We start from the raw sequence: 17,376 nt of genomic DNA on the forward strand, positions 1-17,376 counted from the left end.
CGCACTGTTTTTACGCCCGAATTCCGATCCTCACCTATCAACGCGTCTCAAAAAATCGGCGAGCTTTTGGCTGCTTTCGCGGGGGCACTCCACCGTGGCCCAATGGCCGCACCGATCGAGGGACAAGAATATCGCTCCCTTTATCCTGTCGGCAAGCGCCTGGCCGACGCTCATCGGATTGACCGTGTCGGCGTCGCCGGTAACCAAAAGGGTCGGCGCTGAAATCCGGCGCGTATCCACGGCAGCCGCCTTGGCCAGGGCTTCGCAGCTGCGGGCATAGGCTTCCGGGTCCTGCCTGGTGATGGATTCGCGCACGAAGGCGACGGCGGCCGGCGAGGTCTCCCTGGTATGGGCCGACAGTGCATTGGCGACGATCTGGTCGGCAATGTCGGCGATACCGCCTGATCGCGCCAATCGCGCACGGTTGGCAAGGCCTTGCCGCGTCGCCTCGGTCGGTTCGGCGAGCGCACCGAACAAGACTAGGGACCTGACCAGCGAGGGCTGCATCGCTGCGATCAACTGACACACGATCGTGCCCATGGAATGGCCGACGAAATGTGCCCGGGCGACGCCCATGCCAGCCATCGCACGGACGACCGCATCGCCCATGAGCTCGATCGTCAACGGATCGAGCGGCCGCGGCGAACGGCCGGAGCCCGGCAGGTCTAGGCGGATGACACGATAAGCCGACAGCGCTTCCAACTGCGGCTGGAACATGTTCGAGGTTCCGCCGAGACCGTGGATCATCACCACCGGTTCGCCCTCGCCGGTGCTTTCCGCGACTATCGGCCCGACGGTGACAGTCGTCATTGCACCCGCTCCACGATCCGGTTCTCCAGCGTACCGATGCCGTCGATCTCGACCCGGACAATGTCGCCGGCCTTGAGATATTTCGGCGGATCGAAGCCGATGCCGACACCGACCGGTGTGCCGGTGGCGATGATGTCGCCCGGCTTTAAAGTGATGCCTTGCGACAGCGTCGATATGATCGTCGGGATATCGAAGATGAGCAGCGATATTTTGGAATTCTGGCGAAGGTCGTCGTTGACGAAACAACGCACCGCAGCGTTTTCCAGGTCGAGCTCATCCTTGGTGATTGCCCATGGGCCCATCGGGCAAAACGTATCCTGCGACTTACCGATCAGCCACTGGCTGTATTTTCCCTGGAGATCTCGGGCGGTGACGTCATTGACGATCGTATAGCCCCAGACGTGATCGTAAGCGTCGGTTTTCGAGATGCCGCGCCCGCCCTTGCCGATAATGACGGCCAGTTCCGCCTCATAATCGATCGCAGTCGATATGGAAGGGTCGATCAGCACGCTCGAATGCGTTGCAACGACCGATTCCGGGACCTTCGAGAAAATGATTGGATGCTGTGGAATGGCGCCGGCAGCGGCGCTCGAATCGAAGCCGCTGCGGGCAAATTCATGGGCGTGCTCATGATAATTCTTGCCGACGCAAAAGATGTTGCGGGCAGGCAAAGGTATCGGCGCCTCGAGTTCGACCTGCGCCAGCGGTACCGGCGACAGCGTGCGCGGCATCCCGGCGCCGTTGCGCCGCAACAGCGCCAGCACACCCGACAATGCCTGTTCGACAGGAATATCGAATGGCGCGACCGACTGATTATCGACATCGACAACGCCGACGCGCCGTTCGCCGGCGATCGAAAACGTCGCGACCTTCATTCGTTCCTCCCTGAACCTTTTGTGAGCCAATATCTTGCTCTTTCGCTACACGCTATCGCCGATTGGTTTAGGCCGCAAGAGGGATTTCGTTGATTGGCTTGGCAAAACATGCCCAGGCCTCATCTGGTGCTGGACCAGCGGGGCACTGGCTGATAGTATTGGTTCAACATTGGATCAGATTAAAGTTCTCAACAAATGCCCAAGCTCGTCGCCAACGACATCGCCACTGTGCTGAAAAAGCGGATTTCGGCCGGCGAGTGGCTTCAGGACGGGCGAATGCCGCCCGAGCGCGACCTTGCGGCCGAGTTCGGCGTGGCGCGCAATACGGTGCGCCGCGCCGTCGGATTCCTGGAGGAGGACGGAACCGTTGTCCGGCATGTCGGGCGCGGCACTTTTCTGACCGCGACCAATCCCGATTCCATCGCGGCAACGGTCACGCGGATGGAAGGCACCAGCCCCGCCGACATGATGGAGATCAGGCAGCTGCTGGAGCCGGCGGCGGCGGCCTTCGCCGCCACCAATGCCAGCATGGCGGAACTAAACGCCGTTCGCGAAGCACATCAGATCGCATGCGCTGCCGAGGACATGCCGGATTTCGAGCATTGGGACGCCGAGTTCCATCACCGCGTCTTCGCCTGCTGCCGCAATGACTTCCTGAAAGAGATTCACAATCTCATGCGCACGATCCGCAACCAATCGCCTTGGTTCGAAATGAAAAAGCGCTCATTCTCGGAGGAGCGCAGGCGCGTTTATTGCGACGAGCATCAGACGATAGTGGATGCATTGCTGCGCCGTGATCCGGAAAGCGCCAACCAGGCGATGCTCGCCCATCTCAAGACAGTCGAGCGCAACCTTCTGGGCCGCTAGTAAACGCACTGGTCAAGGAGGGCGGGTGACACGCGTCCAACGACTAAGCCTTCAGCACCGAGACGGCCAATTCGCTGTTGTGGACGTATTCATTGGCGTCAGGCTGCTTCTGCACGAGCAGGATGAACAGCAGGTCGGTTAGCGTCAGTTGTGCGTCGCGCGCGGTTATCGATGACGAGCGCGCGCGCTCTTCATCGGCGATCGTGTGGAGGCGAATGTCGGCAACCTGGCTCAGCGGATTGTCGCGAAGTCCGGTGACGGCGATAACGGTGGTGCCACGTTTGCGGGCGAGTTCGGCTATCCGCAGGGTTTCGATGCTCGCCCCGGAATAGGAGAGCGCGAACAGCACGTCACCTCGTCCAAGCGTCGAGACATTGGCCATTTGCACATGGCTGTCGCTGTCGTGCAGCACGTTGCGGCCGAGCTTCATCAGCTTGTAGGAAAAATCGCGCGCCACCAGCGAGGATGCGCCGACGCCAGCCAAATGAATGCGGCGCGCACCGTTCAAGGCTTCAAGGGCCTTGCCGATTTCCTGCTCGGTGTTGGCCGCGACGGTCTGCTGCATCGACGAAAGCTTGCTGCCGATCAGCTTGCGCAGGATGACCAGATAGCTGTCGCCGACCTCGATCGAACCGTGGATCATGCCAGCCGGCACGTGCCATTCCTGCGACTTGGCCTCGCTGACGGCGAGCTTAAGCTCCTGATAGCTGGCATAGCCGAGCTTCTGGCTGAACTTGACGACGCTCGACTGGCTGCGGCCGATCTCGGCGGCAAGCCCCGCTGTCGATAGGCGGAGCATCTGGTCGGGATTGTCGACGATATAGCGCCCGATCTCGCGGTCGCCGGGCGCCATGATTTCGAGCTTGGCCTCGATCTTCTTCAGGACGGACATGCGTTCCCCCGTTGCCTGTCATCGACAATGCCAACCCAAGGAATAAATTATTCCGTCTCTGATTGACAGCCAAGAATGAACCATCAAATCTCGACCGGTGCGGTTTCGGCCCAGCCTTCGGGCACGTCGACGATTCGGACATGAAAGATCGTAGACTCGCCGACAGCTCGGGATTAGGTCAGAGCTATGGACAAATTGCGGATCGTCGGCGGGCGCAGGCTTGAGGGCGCGGTGACGATCTCCGGCGCCAAGAACGCGGCCTTGCCGCAAATAGCGGCGGCGTTGCTTAGCCCTTATCCGCTGCAGCTAACCAACCTGCCTGAGGTGACGGATGTCGACAACATGCTTGGCGTCGTCGGGCTTCATGGGGCCGAGGTCACCAGATCGGCGCATGCCGCCACAATCGATACCAGTGCTGCCGTCTCCAGGGAGACAAGCTACGATACAGTCAGGCGCATGCGCGCGACGGTGCTGGTTCTCGGTCCACTGCTTGCCCGCTTCGGCCATGCCCGGGTCTCGCTGCCTGGCGGCTGCGCGATCGGCGCACGGCCGGTCGACATGCATGTCGCCGCACTTGCCGCACTTGGCGCCGATATCGCGATCGAAAACGGACTGATCGTCGCGTCGGCGCCGGGCGGACTGAAAGGCGCGCGCATCGTTTTGAGCTCGCCGTCGGTCGGCGCGACCGAAACGGCGATGATGGCGGCGACGACTGCAAAAGCAGAAACCGAGATCCTCAACGCGGCGCGCGAGCCGGAGGTGGCCGATCTTGCCGCCTGCCTGAACGCCATGGGCGCGCGGATCGAGGGCGCTGGCACGCACCGCATCCTGATCGCGGGCAGCACAGACTGGCGCGCCGCCACGCACGACATCATCCCGGACCGGATAGAGGCCGGCACCTATGCCGTCGCAGCGGCTATTACCGGCGGCCAGCTCGAGCTGACTCATGCCCGGCTCGAGCACATGGCATCTGTCGTCCAGCTGCTCGAAGCAGCCGGTATGAAAATATGGCCGGGCGACCGCGGGCTGATCGTATCGAGAGACGGGTCGCTCAAGGCGGTCGACGTGACGACGGAGCCTTATCCGGGCTTTCCGACCGATCTCCAGGCGCAGTTCATGGCGTTGATGTGCTGTGCCGAGGGCGCTTCGCTGTTGCGCGAGACGATCTTCGAGAACCGCTTCATGCATGTGCCCGAACTGATGCGGCTCGGCGCCAACATCAAGCTGCAAGGCACCATGGCGCTGGTGCGCGGAGGCGAGAAGCTGAAGGGCGCGCAAGTGATGGCGACCGACCTGCGCGCCTCAGTCTCGCTGGTACTGGCGGCGCTGGTGTCGGAGGGCGAGACGACGATCAACCGCGTCTATCATCTCGACCGCGGATACGAGCAATTGGACCGCAAGCTTCGGCTGTGTGGCGCCCAGATCGAACGAATAAGGCAATGAGTGCCGGTGGGGCGTCTCCGCATTATTTCCTGGGCGTCGATGGCGGCGGAACCGGCTGCCGGGCGCGTATCGAAGACGAGGCGGGAACCGTGCTCGGGCAAGGCCTGTCGGGCCCGGCGACAACGCGGCTCGGTATAGAGGCGGCCTGGGCCTCGATTGCCAAAGCCTTTGGCGCGGCGATCGAAGAGGCAGGGTTCGCGGCGGCGGAAATCGCCAGAATCCGCGCCGGTGTCGGTGTTGCCGGTATCGGCCGTAAGGGTGCGCTCGAGGCGTTTCGTGGCATCGAACATCCCTTTGCGACCATCGACTTCGTCAGCGACGGCATCGCGGCTTGCCTTGGCGCGCATTCGGGTCAAGACGGCGCCATCGTCATAGCCGGGACCGGGTCGATCGGGCTCGGCTTTGTCGAAGGGCGCGACCTGCGCGTCGGCGGCTACGGTTTTCCGATTTCCGACGAGGGCAGCGGCGCCGATCTCGGACTAAAGGCAGTGCAGCTTGCCTTGCGAGCCCATGACGGCCGGCATGAGCGGACGGCGCTGCTGGCCGAGGTGATGCAGCGCTTCAGGGACGATCCGTTCGAGGCCGTGGCCTGGATGGACCGCGCCAGCGCGACGGACTATGCCGCCATGGCGCCGATGGTGATCCGCCATGCCGACCAGGGCGATCCGGCCGGTCGGCGGATCGTGCAGGGCGCTGCCGAGCAGATCGACACGTTCGTGCGGGTGCTGTTCGAAAAAGGCGCGCCGCGGATTACGCTGCTCGGAGGTTTGTCCAGCCCGCTTGAGCCATGGCTCGCTCCCGACGTCCGCCGACGGCTGAAGCCGGCCGACGGCGACGCGGTTTCGGGAGCCATAATCCTGGCCAGAAAATCGCTCTGCCGCCAGTGATGCCTTGCTCGGCAAGGAATATAATATTCCTGCTTTCCGTTGACAGAGAGAATATCGAATTCTAAAAAGTTAACGAAACAGAACCGGCGCAGCCGGTATCCGAGCCGACGGCCAGGTGCAGGCACTGGACGCCGCTTGCCGCGGGCATCACAGTCCTGCTCGCAGTCGCACTTGAAAGTAAGCGAAGTGGTCGAACAAGGGTTGATGTCGGAGCTGGAGCGGCTGGTTTCCGAGGACCGGAACCCGAAGACGATGGACATCGATCTGTTGCCGACCCTCGAGGTGCTGCGCAAGATCAATGACGAGGACAAAGGCGTTGCGGCAGCCGTCGAGAAGGTCATCCCCGACATTGCGGCGGTCGTGGACCGGATTGTGAGCGCGTTCCAGAACGGTGCACGCCTTGTCTATATGGGCGCCGGCACCAGCGGCCGGCTCGGCGTCCTCGACGCCTCGGAATGTCCGCCGACCTTCGGCGTACCCGAAGACATGGTGGTGGGCCTGATCGCCGGTGGTGTCGACGCACTGGTGCACTCTGCGGAAGGCGCTGAGGACGATCCGAAACAGGGAATAAAGGCGCTGCAGGACATCAAGCTGACCGCCGACGACGTGGTGGTCGGCATCGCTGTCAGCGGACGCACACCCTATGTCATCGGCGGCTTGACCTATGCCAAGGAGGTGGGAGCCACCACCGTGGCGCTGTCCTGCAATCCTCGATCAACCATCGCCGGCATTGCCGATATTGCCATCTCTCCGGTGGTTGGCCCGGAGGTCCTCACCGGCTCGACCCGGTTGAAATCGGGAACGGCGCAAAAGCTGGTGCTCAACATGCTGTCTACCGCCAGTATGATCCGTATCGGCAAGAGCTATCAGAATCTGATGGTTGACCTCAATCCAAGCAACAAGAAGCTTGTCGCCAGGGCGGTCAGGATCGTGATGCAGACGACCGGCTGCGCGGCACAGCAGGCACGACAGGCGCTCGACCAGACCGGCAATGATGTAAAACTGGCAATCCTGGTGACGATCACCGGCATGGGTGTCGAAGAAGCACGTAAGGCGCTTGCCAACGCGGGAGGTTTCCTGCGCAAGGCGATAGGCGAAAAGACCGTGTAAGACCGCATGGATGCTGGGCCGATGTTCCGGGGCGTGTGTCCCTTTGAAGCGGTCCGGGGAACTGCAAGGCATCTGGTTTAACAATAATGGGAGACGACAATGGTACGGCACATTGGCAAGAAACTGCTTTCCGGCATGACGCTCGCGGCAATGGTTGGCCTCGCCGCGCTACCGGTGCAGGCGAGTGCGGCGACGCTGCATATGGCGTGGTCGCAGGACGCCACCGGTCTTGATCCCCACAAGCAGACGGCATTCTCCTCACTGCGGCTGCTGGAGCTGATCTACGAACCGCTGGTGCGGCTCGACGCAAACCTGCAAATCACGCCCGCGATTGCCGATTCATGGCAGTTCTCGCCGGACGGCAAGGAGCTGAGCTTCAAGCTCAATCCGAAAGCAAAATTCCAGAACGGCGCCGCCGTGACCTCGGCCGACGTCAAGGCATCGTTCGAGCGCATACTCGACGAGAAGACGGGCGCTGCGGCGCGCGCCAACTTTCTCTCGATCGCCAGCATCGACACGCCCGATCCAGCCACCGTCGTGTTCCACCTCTCGCAGCCGGATGTGCCGATCCTGACGGCGATGAGCGACGTCAATGCGGCGATCGTCCCGGCAAGCGAAATCACGGCCGGCTCGATTGGCACGACGACGATCGGCTCAGGTCCGTTCAAGCTCGAGAAATGGGATCCGAATTCCAAGGAAGTGCTTGTGGCCAACAAGGATTGGGCGGGCGGCACGATCGGTGTCGACGGCATCGAGATCAGCGTGTTGCCGGACGAGACGGCGATCCTGGCAGCGATGCGCACCAAGCAGATCGATTTTGCCCTGCTCAACGATCCGCTTGTCGCCACGCTGGTGCCCAAGGAAGCCAGCCTGCAGTTGAACCGCGTGCCGGTACTTGCCTATCACGTGCTGCAGCTCAATCCTTCCCGCAAGCCGATGACCGAACTCAAGGTGCGTCAGGCGATCTCCTGCGCCATCGACCGGCAGGAAGTGCTGGACACCGCCTCGCTCGGCGAAGGCAAGGTCACCGGCCCGCTGACCATCCCGGCGCTGGCGACCGATCCAAGCAAGTTGTTCTGCTATAAGCGCGACATTGTGAAGGCCAAGCAGTTGATGACTGAGGCCGGCTATGCCGACGGCTTTTCGGCGACCGTGATCGGCGCCACCGGCGAGCCGCCGACGGCAGCGGCGGAAGCCCAGGTCATCCAGTCGCAACTCGCAGAAATCGGCGTCAAGCTCGACATCAAGATGATGGAGCTCAACGTCTACGTCGATGCCTGGCTAAAGGGTGATTTCGACATGGCCGTCGCGCTGAACGGCGGCAGGGCCGATCCCTACACTATGTACAACCGCTACTGGACCAAGACGGGCAATCTGCAGAAGGTCGCGAACTATATCGACGACACGCTGGACAGCCTTATGCAGAAGGGCCGCACCGAGACCGACCCGGCAGCGCGCAAAGCGATCTTCGCCGACTTCGAGAAGCACATCACTGAGATGTCGCCCTGGATCTGGCTCTACACGTCCTACAGCTACACGGCACAGCAGAAGAATATCGCAGGATTCGAACCGGTGCCGACAGGTTCGCTGTTCAGCCTCGCCAAGGTGACGATCCAGTAGCTCTTTGATGCCGGACGAGAGGATGTTCTTCGCGTGAACTATCTGATGCGGCGACTGGCGACCTTCCCTCTCGTCCTGCTTGGCGTGTCCATCGTGGTGTTCCTGGCGATCCGGATGGTTCCGGGCGATTCGATCACGGCAATGCTGGGGACCGAAGCCGGCCTGCTGACGCCGCAGCAGCGCGATGCGCTTGCAGCTTATTTCGGCATCGACCAGCCCTGGTTCATCCAGTACTGGCGCTGGCTGCTTGGTCTTTTCCAAGGTAATCTCGGCATTTCGTCCACCTATGGCAGGCCGGTGCTCGACGTCATCCTCGAGCGTTTCCCCCTAACATTGGAGCTCGCCCTGCTGTCGATGGTCATCGCCCTGGTTGTCGGCATGCCGGCCGGGATTTTTGCCGCCACCCATAATGAAAAGCTGTCCGACCTCGGCGTGCGCGTTGTCGCAATGATCGGGCAGTCGACGCCGAACTTCGTCCTTGCCCTGCTGATCATCTACACGCTGTCGGCGGGGTTTGGCGTTTTGCCGGCGATGGGCGAGTTTTCGCCGCTGTGGCAGGATCCGCTGCGCAATCTCGGCCAGCTGTTGCTGCCTGCGGTCACGCTTGGATTTGCCTTCGCGGCTTCGGTGACCCGCATATCGCGTTCGGCGATGCTCGATGTGCTCAGCGACGACTATGTCAGGACGGCGCGCAGCAAGGGCGTTTCGGCGCGCGACGTCATCTGGCGGCATGCTTTGCCCAACGCGCTCATCCCGGTCGTGACGCTGAGCGGCATAGAGTTCGGCTATCTCCTGGGCGGGGCAGTCATCGTCGAGCAGATCTTTGCGCTGCCCGGTCTCGGCCGCATGGTTCTGGATGCCATCCTGCAGCGCGACTATGCGCTGGTGCAGGGAAGCGTGCTGTTCATCGCCTTCAACTTCATGATCGTCAATCTCCTAGTCGACCTCGCCTATGTCGCGCTCGACCCGCGTATTCGGCTAAGCGAGCACTGATGGCGACATTGCGGGCTATACTTGCGCACACCAGCGGCCGCATCGGCGGTGCCATCGTTGCGCTTTATCTGCTGCTTGCCGTACTTGGCATGCTGGGGCTGACGCCGGACAATCCGCTGACGCAGCACCGGGTCGAGCGGCTGCATGCGCCTGACAGCATGTACTGGATGGGCACGGATCTGTTCGGCCGCGATGTCGCAAGCCGGCTGATGACCGGGATCGGCCAGTCCTTCATCGTGGCCTTCTTTTCGGTCGCCTTCGCGACACTGGCCGGCACGGTGCTCGGGCTGGCGGCAGCCTGGTTCGGGCGCCGCTGGGACGGCCTGGTAATGCGGATCATGGACGTTCTGCTGGCGTTCCCGGCGATCCTGCTGGCGCTGCTGATCGTCGCGGTTGCGGGACCGGGAACCTCCACCAGCGTCATTGCCATCGCCATCGTCTACACGCCGATCTTCACGCGCGTCGTGCGAGGTCCGGCTCTGTCGCTCAAGGCGCGCGAGTTCGTCGACGCGGCCCGCACGTTCGGCAGCAGTGCGGGCTATATCGTAACACGGCATCTGCTGCTCAATCTGGTGGCGCCACTGACGGTTCAGGTGACGCTGGCGCTGGCCTGGGCACTGCTGACCGAAGCCGGCTTAAGCTTCCTCGGGCTCGGCACGCAGCCGCCCGCCGCGTCGCTCGGCCTGATGCTGAGCGACAGCCGCAATCTGATGGAGACAGCGCCTTGGCTGATGATCTTCCCGGGCGTGGCAATCATGATCAGCATCCTCGGTTTCAACCTGCTCGGCGATGCGTTGCGCGATGTCCTCGACCCGATGATGCGGAGATCGATCGCATGATCCCGCTGCTGTCCGTCAGCGGATTGCGCGTCGGCTTCGGCCGCAACCCGAAAGCCAATGAGGTCGTGCGCGGCGTCAGCTTCGATCTCGCCGACGGCGAAACGCTGGCCATCGTCGGCGAAAGCGGCTCGGGCAAATCGGTTACGGCGCTGTCGATCAATCGCCTCGTCGATTATGGCGGCGGCCGCATCACCGCGGGCTCGATCAAGCTGAGGCGGGCCGACTACAGCATCTTCGACCTGACCGCCGCGACCGAGCCGCAACTGACGAAGATCCGCGGCGGCGAAATAGGCATGATCTTCCAGGAGCCGATGACCTCGCTCAATCCGGTGCTGACCATCGGCAGGCAGATCGAGGAATCGTTTCGCCTGCATCGCGGCCTGACCGGCCGGCAAGCGACGGCGGCGGCCAAGGACGCGCTCGACCGCGTGCGTATTCCCGACGCTGCACGGCGGCTGAAATACACGCCCAACCAGCTTTCGGGCGGCATGCTGCAGCGGGTGATGATCGCCATGGCGCTCGCGTGCAACCCGCGCCTGCTCATTGCCGACGAGCCAACGACGGCGCTGGATGTTACGGTGCAGGCGCAGATCATGGCGCTGCTCGCCGAGTTGAAGCAGGAAACCGGGATGTCGATGATCTTCATCACCCACGACATCGGTCTGGTTGCGGGCATCGCCGACAAGATCATGGTGATGCAAAGCGGAGAAGCTGTCGAGCAGGGCGCGCTGAACCAGATATTGGACGATCCGCGGCATCCCTATACGCGGCATCTGCTGCATGCGGTGCCGCATTTCACCGACGGCAGTGCGACACGCAGGGACGCGCAACGCGAAAAGCAAAAAGCTGCCGAGCCGGCGCTGAAGGTCGATGGCCTCGTGGTGCGATTTCCGGTCAAGGGTGGTTTTCTCAGCCGTACCAGCGGTGCCGTCCATGCCGTTGACGGTGTGGATTTCGAGCTGATGCCGGGCGAGACATTGGCGGTCGTCGGCGAGAGCGGTTCCGGAAAGTCCACCACCGCCCGCGCGATTCTGGGGCTGGTGCGCTCGACGCGCGGCACAATCTCGGCCAGCGCGCGTAAGGCCGCCGCCGGGCAGAGCGCCCTTCCCGTGCAGATGGTGTTCCAGAATCCCTATGGCTCGCTCAATCCCAGACTCACCGTGGAAAACATTCTCGCGGAGCCGGTGATCGCTACCGGCGGACGGATAACTGCTGAAGCGCGGGCGAAAATGGCCGCGCTGTTGAAACGCGTCGGCCTTCCGGAAAACAGCCTGCAGCGCTATCCGCACGAATTCTCCGGCGGCCAGCGGCAACGCCTGTGCATCGCTCGCGCGCTGATGCTCAATCCTTCGGTTGTCGTCCTCGACGAAGCGGTTTCGGCGCTCGATGTGTCGGTGCAGGCCAGGGTGCTGGAGCTTTTGATCGAGCTGCAGCGTGAATTCGGGCTGGCCTATCTGTTCATCTCGCATGACATGGCTGTCGTCGAGCGGATCGCCCATCGCATCGCGGTCATCTATGCCGGCCAGATCGTCGAGATCGGCGATGCCAGATCGGTGCTCTCGGAGCCGAAGCACTCCTATACCAAACAGCTTATCGCGGCCGTTCCCTCCATAGATCGGCGGCATGAACGTTTCGAGCTGGATACGCGCCAGGTCCCCTCGCTCGTGCGTCCGCTGGGATTTGAGCCAGGCCCGGCCAATTGGCAGCAATTCGGGCCGGATCATAGAGCACGGGTGGAAGTGTGATGATTGTCGCCCAAAGATATGAAAGGCCAGAGGGACAGCACCCCCCTCTGTCCTGCCGGACATCTCCCCGGCAAGGGGGGAGATTGGATGTCGCGTCGGCTTTCGCCAATTTTCAACGCGGAAGGAAATGGGCGCGGGGGGCGAAACTGCCAATCTCCCCCCTTGCGGGGGAGATGTCCGGCAGGACAGAGGGGGGTGGGAAGGATCACTGCCTCTCAGACGGAGGCTGGCGTTGACCGACCTCGCCCAGCTTTTCAACCGCGCGTTCGCGCCGCTCGAAGCGGCGGTGACGGAGGGCCGTATTCCAGGCGGCGTGTTGGGTCTCGTCGAGCGCGGCGGCACACGGATGGTGCGGGCGACAGGCCTCGCCCAGCGCGTGCCTGATATCAGGCCGATGCATATCGAAACATGGTTCGATCTGGCGTCGCTGACCAAAGTCATCTTCACCACGCCGCGAATCCTGGCGCTGGCGGAACAAGGGGTCATCGATCTCGACGCACCGCTGATCTCGGTGCTGCCCGACCTGCGCCAATATGACGAAAAAGCATGGGAACGGAAGGTGACGTTTCGCCAGTGTCTCGGTCATCAGACGCCGTTTCCCGCCGTTGCGCCGATCTACACCTATGGGCGTGACCCCGAGCTGCTGCGCGCCTTCATCCTGCAGCGCGAATGGCAGGCTGGGGAGCCGGTCTATTCCGATATCAACTTCATCCTGCTCGGCTTTGTTCTGGAGCGCCTGTCCGGCAAGACCATTCGCGACATGGATCCCGGCCCGGGCTTCGCGTTCTCCGCCGAACCGGATCGAGCGGCGGCGACCGAAGACTGCACATGGCGCCATCGCGTGCTGTCAGGCGAGGTCCACGACGACAATTGCTCGGCATTGCAAGGGGCCGCTCACGCCGGGCTGTTCGGAACGGCAGCTTCGGTCCTCGACTTTGCGCGAGGGCTGCTCGACGGGACCGGCGCGTCGCAGCGTTCGATAGCGCTGATGCGCACGCCCTTGTCGGCAACCCGCACCCATGGCTGGGAGCGACCCTACGAAGGCTGGTCCGGCGGCGCGCTGTGCAGCCCCGAAACCATCGGGCATACCGGCTTCACCGGCACCGGGCTGTGGATCGACTTCGACGAAGGCAGAGCATGGACCTTGCTCACCAATCGGATTCATCCGACACGTCATTTCAACAGCGGGATCGCAGCGCTTCGCCAAGTGGTCGGCGATCTCGTCAATGGAGCCTGACAGTCATGAATCCGAAAAATGCCGAACCAATGTGGGCCGTCGGACTGATGACCGGCACCGTGCTGGACGGCAATATCGACGTCGCGCTGATCAAGACCGACGGCGAGCGGATCGCTGATTTCGGCACCTACACGCTGGCCCCCTACCCGCAGTCGATCCGGACCTTGCTGGAAGAGACGCTTGGCCAGGCAAGGAGCTGGAATTTCACCGGGCCGGAACCGGCAATCTTCCACGAGGCGGAGGAGGCGCTGACGCGCGCCCAGTCCGCGGCGGTCAAGGATCTTGTCGAAAGCCACGGCCTGACCATGGCCGACATCGGCGTCGTCGGCTTCCACGGCCAGACCGTGCTGCATCGTGCCCCGCAAGCCGGCCGGCTCGGCCAGACCCGCCAGCTTGGCGATGGCGAACTGATGCATGCCATCCTGGGCACTAAAGTCGCCTATGACTTCCGCTCGGCCGACATGCGCGCCGGCGGCCAGGGCGGGCCGCTGTCGGCCGCCTATCACGCCGCGCTGCTGCGCGAAGCCGACGCCAGCGGCGACACGGCGGTGCTCAATCTCGGCGGCGTCGCCAACATCACCTGGTGGGACGGCAAGGACAATGTCGTCGCCTTCGACACCGGGCCGGCCAATGCACCGCTGAACGATTTCATCAAGTCGAAGGGGCTCGGCGAAATGGACCGCGACGGCGCCTTTGCGCGCGCCGGCACGGTCGACGAGGCACGGCTGGCCAAGCTCCTGCAGCATCCCTACTTGACCAAGCCCTATCCGAAATCGCTGGATCGGTTCGATTTCGGCGCCTCGATGGCGGACGGGATGAATGCCGAGGATGGCGCAGCCCTGCTGACGGCCTTCACCGCGGCCGCCGTCGGCAAGGCGCTCGATCTTCTACCACACCGGCCGAAGCGGCTGGTGGTCAGCGGCGGCGGTCGACACAACCCGACGATGATGGCCATGCTTGCCAGCCGCGCCGGTGTCGACGCCGTGCCGGCCGAGGCGATGGGCTGGAAGGGCGATGCGGTGGAGGCGGAGTGCTTTGCCTTCCTGGCAGTGCGCGTGCTCAGAGGCTTGCCGATCAGCTTCCCCAGTACTACCGGTGTGCCCCAGCCGATGCGCGGCGGACGCCTTGCCGGCTAATCAAGCCGCCAATCTCTTCTGCAGGAAGATACGGCTGCGGCCCATGGGAAAATCGGCAAGCACGCCGAAGGACTGATAGCCCTGGCGCTCATAGGCCTTGGCAGCCTTGGGATTGAACGTGTCGATCCAGGCGCCGTGGCAGCCGCGCGCCATTGCCTCCCTCTCGGCCGCTTCGAGCATCCGGCCGGCCATGCGCTGGCCGCGCAGCCGTTCATCCACCCAGAGCCATTGCACATAGAGCCAGCCCCAGGCGGTATATCCCGAGATGCCGGCGACAATAGCACCGCGCTCATCGCGTACGAACACGGCCAATGCCTTCCTGCCGGAGGCACCGACATCACTGTCGTTGAACGCCGCAAGCCGCTCCCCGAGAAAAGCGAGTTCCTGCGGCAGGGGATTGGCGGTTGTCTCAAGCGTTGTATTGTCCATCCATCAAGCATCTATCGAAGGACCGGACCGAGACGCAAGCCTGGCTGCGCTATAGCTTCGGCGAACGCCACGCCGCCGCCGCAGCAGCGATCAGCATCAGCAAGGCTGCAACCAGCGCCGATGCCGCAAAACCGAATGTGGAATAAAGCGGTCCGAACGCCGTGGTGCCGACGAACACCGCGAGATAGGTGACCGCGCTGTTCAGACCCATGATCGTGCCGCGGCGCGCAGGATCGAGCGCCGAGAGGCGCATCACCAGGACGTTCAATCCGAAATGATTGGCAAGGCCCCAGACGGCTATCATCGCTATGGTCAAATGGAAACTACCGCTCGCCGCGGCAATCGCGACATAGACGACCGCGACGAGCAGGTAGGCAAACGGCATGACACGCCGCGCACCCAGGCGATCGATAACGCCGTCAAGAAGTGCCGCCGCACCAAAGCCGGCGCCATAGGCGAGCGCGGCAAGCCCATTGGCACTGACCGGCCGTCCCAAGCCATTGTGAAGGTGATCGCCAAGATAGCCGTAGACGCCGTAGAACGCGGTCATGAAGGCGGCGCAGGCAACCAGAAGCGGCACGATGCCGGGAACGCTCAAGGCGCCCAGCGGGGTCGGCGCCGGACCGCTCTTCCTGACATCGCTCAGCGACGTCAGCGACAGGCTGGCCAAGGCGAGTGTTGCAAGCACCGCGACCGCCGCGAAAACGGCGCGCCAATGCACCAGATCGGCAAGTACGGCCGACAGCGAAACCCCGGCGACCATGCTCAGTGTCCAGCCGGTCAGCACGACCCCTATAGTGCCGCTTTCACGACCGGGCGGTGCAATCGCGGCGGAGCTGGCGTAGATTGCCGGCATGGCGACACCTGCAGCGATGCCGGCGAGAAGCTGGGCCGCGACCAGCGCCGTCACTGTCGGCGCAGCGGCGCTGGCGACGAGCGCTATCGCCAGCAGCAGCAACGCTCCTTGCAGCATGCGGCGGGCACCAAGCCGGTCGATATAGCGCGCCAGGAACAAGGCGCTCGCCGACGTACCGAGTCCGAACGCGGCGGACGCGATCATAACCGCCGGCACACTTGTGCCGAACGACGTGGCCACGGCCGGTGCGATCGGACCGAGCACCAGCGAGTTCGAGCCGATCACGGCAATGCACCCGGTCAGCAGGTAAGCGAGTGCCGGGATTGGCGGCTTGGGGGCAGCTGCGAATGTGGCGACTTGATCAGTGTTCGACATATGGCAATAATGGCCGTATTAAATTCTGCATCAATCGGGAATTTTAATATGAATGAAGAAACAGATGGCATTCCGCAGAACAGGCCTGCCGCCCGCGATATCGATGTAACCGACCGAAAGATATTAGGCGTTCTGGTCGACGATGCCACGATCAGCTATGCCGAGCTCGGCGACCGCGTCGGCCTTTCACCGCCGGCAGCCCATGAACGCGTCAAGCGCCTCCGGCGCAGCGGCGCCATCCGCAACACCGCGGTCATCATCGATCCCAAGGCGGTGCGCAAGCCGCTGCTTGCCTTCGTCCATATCGACACGAAGGGGTGGGGAAAGACGCCGGAGCTGATGGCAATTTCCGAACACCCCGAAGTCGAGGAGATCCACTCGGTGGCCGGCGACACATGCATGCTGATCAAGGTCCGCACCGAGGACACGCGGGCACTCGAAGGGCTGCTGTCGCGCCTGTACGAAACACCCGGCGTTACCTCGACGCGAAGCTACGTCGTGCTCTCGACCTATCTCGAGCGGCCGGTGCAGCCGGGGATTACGACGGAGTGGCCGACGCCCCGACACATGGCCAAGCCGCTCTATTAACTCAAACGATCCTCACGCGTATCCAAAGTCGAACCGGGAACGTCTTAGGCACTGCATCCTGTGGATCGGGCCGGTTTCGTTTTCGCCGGTTCCTTGGGTCCGACCGATGTCTGTTGCGCAACCGGAGACACGCGATGAGAAAATTGATCGTGGGCAGCTTCATCTCGCTGGACGGCGTCATCGAGGCACCAATGGAATGGGCCTCGCCCTTCTTCGACGAGGAGATGAAGGAGCACTCCTATGAAAAGGCCGGCGAGGCGGATTTTTTCCTGCTCGGCCGCGTCACCTATGAAATGTTTTCGGCGCGTTGGCCGCAGGTCAAAGGCAGCAAGTACATGGACCGCATGAACGGGCTGAAGAAGCTCGTCGCGTCGCGCAGCCTCAAGGAAGTAAGCTGGAACGCGTCGCTGATCGAAGGCGACGTCGCTGCCGAAATCGCTGGTATCAAGCAGCAAAGCGGCGGCAACATATTGAAGTATGGAGTGAGCAATCTCGACCAGACGCTGCTCGCCAACAGGCTTGTCGACGAGTATCAACTCTCGATCGTGCCGACCCGCGTTGGCCAAGGCAAACGCGCTTTCCAGGATGTCGACCCGTCGCTGGTCAAGCTGGAGCTTATAGATACGCACCGTTTCAAGAACGGCGTCATTACGCTGACCTATGTCCCGCAATGA

General features: G+C 62.8%; 17 protein-coding genes. 12 read left to right on the plus strand and 5 right to left on the minus strand.

The window, feature by feature from the left end:
- Positions 1 to 30: 30 nt before the first annotated feature.
- On the minus strand, positions 31 to 810 hold the full coding sequence (locus NKG60_RS11280) for an alpha/beta fold hydrolase (RefSeq protein WP_352660567.1): 780 nt from the start codon (positions 808 to 810) through the stop codon (positions 31 to 33).
- On the minus strand, positions 807 to 1,685 hold the full coding sequence (locus tag NKG60_RS11285) for a fumarylacetoacetate hydrolase family protein (RefSeq protein WP_352660564.1): 879 nt from the start codon (positions 1,683 to 1,685) through the stop codon (positions 807 to 809). Before NKG60_RS11285 ends, NKG60_RS11280 begins: the two co-directional genes overlap by 4 nt.
- Before the next feature lie 195 nt (positions 1,686 to 1,880).
- On the opposite strand from NKG60_RS11285, the gene NKG60_RS11290 reads away from it, so the two are divergent.
- On the plus strand, positions 1,881 to 2,552 hold the full coding sequence (locus tag NKG60_RS11290; RefSeq protein ID WP_352660561.1) for a FadR/GntR family transcriptional regulator: 672 nt from the start codon (positions 1,881 to 1,883) through the stop codon (positions 2,550 to 2,552).
- Positions 2,553 to 2,595: 43 nt separating this feature from the next.
- On the opposite strand, the gene NKG60_RS11295 is transcribed toward NKG60_RS11290, so the two are convergent.
- Entirely contained in the window at positions 2,596 to 3,444 is an 849-nt protein-coding gene (locus NKG60_RS11295; RefSeq protein WP_352660559.1) for a MurR/RpiR family transcriptional regulator, read from the minus strand.
- Positions 3,445 to 3,630: 186 nt separating this feature from the next.
- On the opposite strand from NKG60_RS11295, the gene murA reads away from it, so the two are divergent.
- The 9 genes from murA (at position 3,631) to NKG60_RS11340 (ending at position 14,454) form a co-directional block, all read left to right on the plus strand.
- Positions 3,631 to 4,887, plus strand: a complete 1,257-nt coding sequence (murA, locus tag NKG60_RS11300) for a UDP-N-acetylglucosamine 1-carboxyvinyltransferase (RefSeq protein ID WP_352660556.1) — start codon at positions 3,631 to 3,633, stop codon at positions 4,885 to 4,887.
- Positions 4,884 to 5,774: a glucosamine kinase nucleotide-binding domain-containing protein gene (locus tag NKG60_RS11305; RefSeq protein ID WP_352660554.1), complete on the plus strand. Its 891-nt coding sequence runs from the start codon at positions 4,884 to 4,886 to the stop codon at positions 5,772 to 5,774. The genes murA and NKG60_RS11305 overlap by 4 nt, the downstream gene beginning before the upstream one ends.
- Before the next feature lie 186 nt (positions 5,775 to 5,960).
- The gene (gene murQ / locus NKG60_RS11310) at positions 5,961 to 6,884 is read left to right on the plus strand and encodes an N-acetylmuramic acid 6-phosphate etherase (protein WP_352661298.1); all 924 of its coding nucleotides are present in this window, start codon (positions 5,961 to 5,963) and stop codon (positions 6,882 to 6,884) included.
- Between the two features lie 99 nt (positions 6,885 to 6,983).
- The gene (locus tag NKG60_RS11315; RefSeq protein WP_352660552.1) at positions 6,984 to 8,504 is read left to right on the plus strand and encodes an ABC transporter substrate-binding protein; all 1,521 of its coding nucleotides are present in this window, start codon (positions 6,984 to 6,986) and stop codon (positions 8,502 to 8,504) included.
- Positions 8,505 to 8,537: 33 nt separating this feature from the next.
- A complete protein-coding gene (locus NKG60_RS11320; protein ID WP_352660550.1) occupies positions 8,538 to 9,497 on the plus strand; it encodes an ABC transporter permease in 960 nt (319 codons plus the stop codon).
- Complete coding sequence (locus NKG60_RS11325) at positions 9,497 to 10,336, plus strand: ABC transporter permease (RefSeq protein ID WP_352660548.1); 840 nt, start codon at positions 9,497 to 9,499, stop codon at positions 10,334 to 10,336. Before NKG60_RS11320 ends, NKG60_RS11325 begins: the two co-directional genes overlap by 1 nt.
- Positions 10,333 to 12,081, plus strand: a complete 1,749-nt coding sequence (locus NKG60_RS11330; protein ID WP_352660546.1) for an ABC transporter ATP-binding protein — start codon at positions 10,333 to 10,335, stop codon at positions 12,079 to 12,081. The genes NKG60_RS11325 and NKG60_RS11330 overlap by 4 nt, the downstream gene beginning before the upstream one ends.
- A gap of 232 nt (positions 12,082 to 12,313) precedes the next feature.
- Complete coding sequence (locus NKG60_RS11335; RefSeq protein ID WP_352660544.1) at positions 12,314 to 13,318, plus strand: serine hydrolase domain-containing protein; 1,005 nt, start codon at positions 12,314 to 12,316, stop codon at positions 13,316 to 13,318.
- A 5-nt stretch (positions 13,319 to 13,323) separates the two neighbouring features.
- Positions 13,324 to 14,454 (plus strand): anhydro-N-acetylmuramic acid kinase, encoded by a 1,131-nt coding sequence (locus tag NKG60_RS11340; protein WP_352660541.1) that lies wholly within the window; start codon positions 13,324 to 13,326, stop codon positions 14,452 to 14,454.
- On the opposite strand, the gene NKG60_RS11345 is transcribed toward NKG60_RS11340, so the two are convergent.
- Both NKG60_RS11345 and NKG60_RS11350 read right to left on the minus strand, forming a co-directional pair.
- Positions 14,455 to 14,883 (minus strand): GNAT family N-acetyltransferase, encoded by a 429-nt coding sequence (locus NKG60_RS11345; protein WP_352660538.1) that lies wholly within the window; start codon positions 14,881 to 14,883, stop codon positions 14,455 to 14,457.
- A gap of 49 nt (positions 14,884 to 14,932) precedes the next feature.
- Positions 14,933 to 16,114 (minus strand): MFS transporter, encoded by a 1,182-nt coding sequence (locus NKG60_RS11350; protein ID WP_352660535.1) that lies wholly within the window; start codon positions 16,112 to 16,114, stop codon positions 14,933 to 14,935.
- Positions 16,115 to 16,162: 48 nt separating this feature from the next.
- On the opposite strand from NKG60_RS11350, the gene NKG60_RS11355 reads away from it, so the two are divergent.
- Positions 16,163 to 16,702, plus strand: coding sequence for an Lrp/AsnC family transcriptional regulator (locus NKG60_RS11355; protein ID WP_352660532.1), 540 nt, complete (start codon positions 16,163 to 16,165; stop codon positions 16,700 to 16,702).
- A gap of 134 nt (positions 16,703 to 16,836) precedes the next feature.
- Positions 16,837 to 17,376 (plus strand): dihydrofolate reductase family protein, encoded by a 540-nt coding sequence (locus tag NKG60_RS11360; RefSeq protein ID WP_352660529.1) that lies wholly within the window; start codon positions 16,837 to 16,839, stop codon positions 17,374 to 17,376.

The organism is Mesorhizobium sp. M1428 (genome assembly GCF_040317515.1).
Taxonomy (GTDB): domain Bacteria; phylum Pseudomonadota; class Alphaproteobacteria; order Rhizobiales; family Rhizobiaceae; genus Mesorhizobium.